5 protein-coding genes are annotated in these 5,079 nt (G+C 71.2%); 3 read left to right on the top strand and 2 right to left on the bottom strand.

Features of this window, described 5'->3' with window-relative positions; translation table 11 throughout:
• On the bottom strand, positions 1-517 hold a 517-nt coding region (locus tag ABZ646_RS39710; RefSeq protein WP_360530541.1), incomplete at its 3' end, for a GAF domain-containing protein.
• 128 nt (positions 518-645) lie between these two features.
• Between ABZ646_RS39710 and ABZ646_RS39705 the strand changes: the two genes are divergently transcribed.
• Together ABZ646_RS39705 and ABZ646_RS39700 are read left to right on the top strand one after the other, a co-directional pair.
• The gene (locus tag ABZ646_RS39705; protein ID WP_360530538.1) at positions 646-2,319 is read left to right on the top strand and encodes an AMP-binding protein; all 1,674 of its coding nucleotides are present in this window, start codon (positions 646-648) and stop codon (positions 2,317-2,319) included.
• Positions 2,316-3,932 (top strand): AMP-binding protein, encoded by a 1,617-nt coding sequence (locus tag ABZ646_RS39700; protein WP_360530535.1) that lies wholly within the window; start codon positions 2,316-2,318, stop codon positions 3,930-3,932. The genes ABZ646_RS39705 and ABZ646_RS39700 overlap by 4 nt, the downstream gene beginning before the upstream one ends.
• Before the next feature lie 30 nt (positions 3,933-3,962).
• On the opposite strand, the gene ABZ646_RS39695 is transcribed toward ABZ646_RS39700, so the two are convergent.
• A complete protein-coding gene (locus ABZ646_RS39695; RefSeq protein WP_360530532.1) occupies positions 3,963-4,634 on the bottom strand; it encodes a hypothetical protein in 672 nt (223 codons plus the stop codon).
• Between the two features lie 199 nt (positions 4,635-4,833).
• Here ABZ646_RS39695 and ABZ646_RS39690 point away from each other — a divergent pair.
• A partial coding sequence (locus tag ABZ646_RS39690) for a thiamine pyrophosphate-binding protein (RefSeq protein WP_360530529.1) occupies positions 4,834-5,079 on the top strand: 246 nt, incomplete at its 3' end.

Genomic DNA, 5,079 nt, shown 5'->3' with positions numbered 1-5,079 from the left:
CCCACGCGGCTCCGGGCTCCGCCACGACGGCGGGTTCCGGCCGCGCCGCGGCCAGCAGCCCCCGGGCCTCGTCCTGCACGACCAGTGCCTGCTCCACGTCCCGGGCCGCCGCCACCGCAGCGCCCAGCGTCCGGTCGCCGAGCGGCTGGGCGGTGCGCAGCGCGCCGTACAGCACGCCCCGCACCCGGCGCCGTACCACCACCGGTACCGCGAGGACCGAGCGGATGCCCTCGGTCGCCACCGGGATGTCGTACTCGTGGCTGATCTGCCGGGAGACGGAGTAGTCGGTGACCGCGCACGGCCGGGCCAGCGCCACCGCCTTGCCGCCCAGACCGTTGCCCGAGGTCACCGCGAGGGAACGCAGGGACATCGTGTGGGTGCCGCTCAGCTCGCTGATCCGCATCTGCGGCCGGCCCGCCTCGACCAGTCCGCCGAAGGCGATCGGGAGTCCGGTGGCACGCCGCAGTCTGGCCAGCGCACCGCGTATCTCCACCGCCCCCGCGACCTCTGCTGCCACCTGTATTGCCCCTTCGACCCCGGCTTCGTGCTGTCCACACCCCCGTTCGGGGGTAGTGAGACCTGCATCACGGATTACACGATGCCAGAGAGCCGCCCGGCAATGGTCCGGTACTGAAGGAGACGCGTATGACGAGTGCGACGGAGGACTTCCGCAGGGCACGGGACTTCCTGCTGGAACACCGTACGGACTACGCCACCGCCTACGAGGGTTTCGAGTGGCCGCGTCCGGACCACTTCAACTGGGCGCTCGACTGGTTCGACGTCATCGCCGAGGGCAACGACCGCACCGCCCTGCACGTCGTGGAGGAGGACGGCACCGAGACCAAGCTGTCCTTCGCCGAGCTGGCCGAGCGCTCCGACCGGGTGGCCAACCACCTGCGCGCCCGGGGCGTCGAGCCCGAGGACCGCATCCTCGTCATGCTCGGCAACCAGGCCGAGCTGTGGGAGACCGCGCTCGCCGCGATGAAGCTGCGTGCCGTCGTCATCCCGGCGACCCCGCTGCTCGGCCCGGCCGACCTGCGCGACCGCGTCGACCGGGGCCGGGTGAAGCACGTGCTCGTGCGCGCCGAGGACGCCGCCAAGTTCGACGAGGTGCCGGGGGCCTACACCCGGATCGCGGTGGGCGGGGTGCCGGTGGCGGGCTGGGAGCCGTACGAGGACGCGTACGTCGCCGCCGCCGACTTCGTCCCGGACGGGCCGACCCTCGCCGACGACCCGCTGATGCTCTACTTCACCTCGGGCACCACCGCCCACCCCAAGCTGGTCGAGCACACCCACACCTCATACCCCATCGGGCACCTGGCCACCATGTACTGGATCGGCCTCAAGCCCGGTGACGTGCACCTGAACATCTCCTCGCCGGGCTGGGCCAAGCACGCCTGGTCGAACCTGTTCGCGCCGTGGAACGCGGAGGCGACCGTCTTCATCCACAACTACGCGCGTTTCGACGCGGGCCGGCTGATGGCCGAGATGGAGCGGCACGGCGTGACCTCCTTCTGCGCTCCGCCGACCGTGTGGCGGATGCTGATCCAGGCCGACCTCACCCAGCTGGGCACCCCGCCCAGGGAGGTCGTGGCGGCCGGTGAGCCGCTCAACCCCGAGGTGATCGAGCAGGTCCGGCGGGCCTGGAACGTCACCATCCGGGACGGGTTCGGCCAGACGGAGACGGCCGTACAGGTCTCCAACAGCCCGGGGCAGCCCCTGAAGACCGGCTCGATGGGCCGCCCGAGCCCCGGGTACCGCGTCGAACTGCTCGACCCGGTGTCGGGCGCGCCGGGTGCGGCGGAGGGCGAGATCGCCCTCGACCTGTCGGCGCGGCCGGTGGGCCTGATGACCGGGTACCACGGAGACGCCGACCGGACGGCGGAGGCGATGGCCGGCGGTTACTACCGCACCGGTGACATCGGCTCCCGGGACGAGGACGGCTACATCACCTACGTCGGCCGCGCGGACGACGTGTTCAAGGCGTCGGACTACAAGATCAGCCCGTTCGAGCTGGAGAGCGCGCTGCTGGAACACGAGGCGGTGGCCGAGGCGGCCGTCGTGCCGGCGCCGGACGAGCTGCGGCTCGCCGTGCCCAAGGCGTACATCGTGCTGGCGGCGGGCTGGGAGCCGGGCCCGGACACCGCGAAGGTGCTCTTCGAGCACTCCCGGCAGGTGCTGGCACCGTACAAGCGCATCCGCAGGCTGGAGTTCGCCCCGCTGCCCAAGACCGTGTCCGGCAAGATCCGCCGGATCGAGCTGCGCGAGGCCACCGCGGAGGGCTCGGCCGAGGAGTACCGCGAGGAGGACTTCCGGTGACCTCCGACGAACTGTCGTACACCCACGGCACCGGTGCCACCGCGCTGCTCGGCGACACGATCGGCGCCAACCTCGGCCGGACGGCGGCCACCTGGCCCGACCGTGAGGCCCTCGTGGACGTGGCCTCCGGGCGCCGCTGGACGTACGCCGAATTCGCCACCGACGTCGACCGGTTGGCGCACGCGCTGCTCGCGAGCGGGATCGCCAGGGGCGACCGGGTGGGCATCTGGGCGGTCAACTGCGCCGAGTGGGTGCTGGTGCAGTACGCCACCGCCCGGATCGGCGCGATCATGGTCAACATCAACCCGGCCTACCGCACCCACGAGGTCGAGTACGTCCTCAACCAGGCCGGGATCTCCCTGCTGTTCGCCTCGCTCAGTCACAAGACCAGCGACTACCGGGCGATGGTCGAGGAAGTGCGGGGCCGGTGCCCGCAGTTGCGCGAGACCGTGTACTTCGGGGACCCGAGCTGGGACGCGCTGGCGGCGCGCGGGACGTCCGGCAGCCGGGAGGAACTGCGCTCCCGCGCGGCCGAGTTGTCCTGCGACGATGCCATCAACATCCAGTACACCTCGGGCACCACCGGCTTCCCGAAGGGCGCCACCCTCTCCCACCACAACATCCTCAACAACGGTTACTTCGTCGGGGAATCGGTCTCCTACACGGAGCAGGACCGGATCTGCATCCCCGTCCCCTTCTACCACTGCTTCGGCATGGTGATGGGCAACCTCGCGGCCACCTCGCACGGCGCCTGCATGGTGATCCCGGCCCCGTCCTTCGACCCGAAGGCCACCCTGGAGGCGGTCCAGCAGGAGCGCTGCACCTCGCTGTACGGCGTGCCGACCATGTTCATCGCGGAGCTCAACCTCCCCGGCTTCGCGTCCTACGACCTCTCCACGCTGCGCACCGGCATCATGGCGGGCTCGCCCTGTCCGGTCGAGGTGATGAAGCGGGTGGTCGCCGAGATGCACATGGCGGAGGTCTCCATCTGCTACGGCATGACGGAGACGAGTCCGGTCTCGCTGCAGACCCGGATCGACGACGACCTCGAACACCGCACCGGCACGGTCGGCCGGGTGCTGCCGCACCTGGAGGTCAAGGTCGTCGACCCGGCCACCGGGGTGACGCAACCCCGCGGTGCGGCCGGTGAGTTGTGCACCCGTGGCTACAGCGTGATGCTCGGCTACTGGAACGAGCCCGAGAAGACGGCGGAGGCCGTCGACCCCGGGCGCTGGATGCACACCGGCGACCTGGCGACGATGCGCGAGGACGGGTACGTCGAGATCGTCGGCCGCATCAAGGACATGATCATCCGGGGCGGGGAGAACATCTACCCGCGCGAGATCGAGGAGTTCCTCTACGGCCACCCCGCGATCCGTGACGTCCAGGTGGTCGGCGTACCGCACGAGACGTACGGCGAGGAGGTCCTGGCCTGCGTCATCCCGCACGACCCGGCGGCCCCACCGACCCTGGAGGACCTGCGCGCGTACTGCGCGGGCCGCCTGGCCCACTACAAGGTGCCGACCAGGATCCGGATCCTGGACACCTTCCCGATGACGGTCTCGGGCAAGGTCCGCAAGATCGAACTGAGGGAGCGATACAGCGCGCCGTAAGGGGCAGTGCCCCCACCGGCCCGCAGTCTCTCAGACCCCGTTCGCGTTCATCTCCCCGGCAACTCCGTTCACCGCCTGCGGCGCCCCCGTGAGGTCCAGCACGAACAGCGGCACCCGCAAGGCGTCGGCCTGCTCACGCGCATCCTCGGCGTACCCCGCGAGGGAGAAGTACGCGCACCCCGCCCCCTCCGCCATCGCCGTCAGCCACAGGCACTCCACATCCCGCCGCGAGGCCGCCCGCACGGTCGGATCCACCTGCGCCACCAGCCCGCGTGCGGCCAGCCCGACCCCGGACGGCGGCCGCTGGTCGGCGCGGCGGATGTCCCGGTAGCCGAGCCAGCGCAGATAGAGCGCGGCGGCCGTGACCGCGTCCCGGGCGGTGCGGATCGTCATGGGACGGAAGGCGCCCCGCGGTTCGGGTCCGGGCGCCGGCGCGGACACCGTGCCGGCGACCGGGACGCGCAGTACCGCCCCGCACGGACAGCCCACCTCCGGCTGCGGCCACTGGTCCCGGCGGCCGCAGGAACCGCAGCTCACCGTCACCCAGTCCTCGTCCCACGCGCGGTGCGCCACCGCCGTCACGTCGGCGGTGGCGTCGAGACTCGGGGTGACCGGTGCGCCACAGGCGCAGGGGTAGGAGGGCGCGGTGTAGACGTGCTCGCGCCGACAGGCCGGGCAGCGCACCGGCACGCTCTCGGACATGGCCCCCCCTCAGGCGTCGCGTCGGTTCAGCCGTCCCATGGTGCTCCTGCCGGGGCCCGGTTGTCCGTCTCTTGACGGCGTTCGCCCCCCGACCTACATTGATTCCAGATAGTAGAAGTTACTTTCCATAATGCGGAATTCCGCTCACCGCGGGGCGCGCCGGGAGCAGGCATCCGACAGTCGAAAGCAGGAGTTCTCGATGGCTCGTATGACCGCTGCCCGCGCGGCAGTTGAGATCCTCAGGCGCGAGGGCGTGACCGATGCGTTCGGGGTGCCCGGTGCGGCGATCAACCCCTTCTACGCGGCGCTCAAGGCCGCCGGCTCCATCACCCACACCCTCGCCCGCCATGTCGAGGGCGCCTCGCACATGGCGGAGGGCTACACCCGTACCCACCCCGGCAACATCGGTGTCTGCATCGGCACGTCCGGCCCCGCCGGCACCGAC

Origin of the sequence: Streptomyces sp. NPDC007162 (genome assembly GCF_040634175.1) — a bacterium.
Lineage (GTDB): Bacteria > Actinomycetota > Actinomycetes > Streptomycetales > Streptomycetaceae > Streptomyces.
The sequence above is the reverse complement of the archived record's forward strand: the minus strand, read 5'-3'. Positions and strand labels throughout refer to the sequence as shown.

What these genes read in the sequence shown, in the direction of transcription:
- ABZ646_RS39705 (WP_360530538.1), top strand. Translation starts at nt 646, where the DNA reads ATGACGAGTGCGACGGAGGACTTCCGCAGGGCACGGGACTTCCTGCTG.
- ABZ646_RS39695 (WP_360530532.1), bottom strand. Translation starts at nt 4,634, where the DNA reads ATGTCCGAGAGCGTGCCGGTGCGCTGCCCGGCCTGTCGGCGCGAGCAC.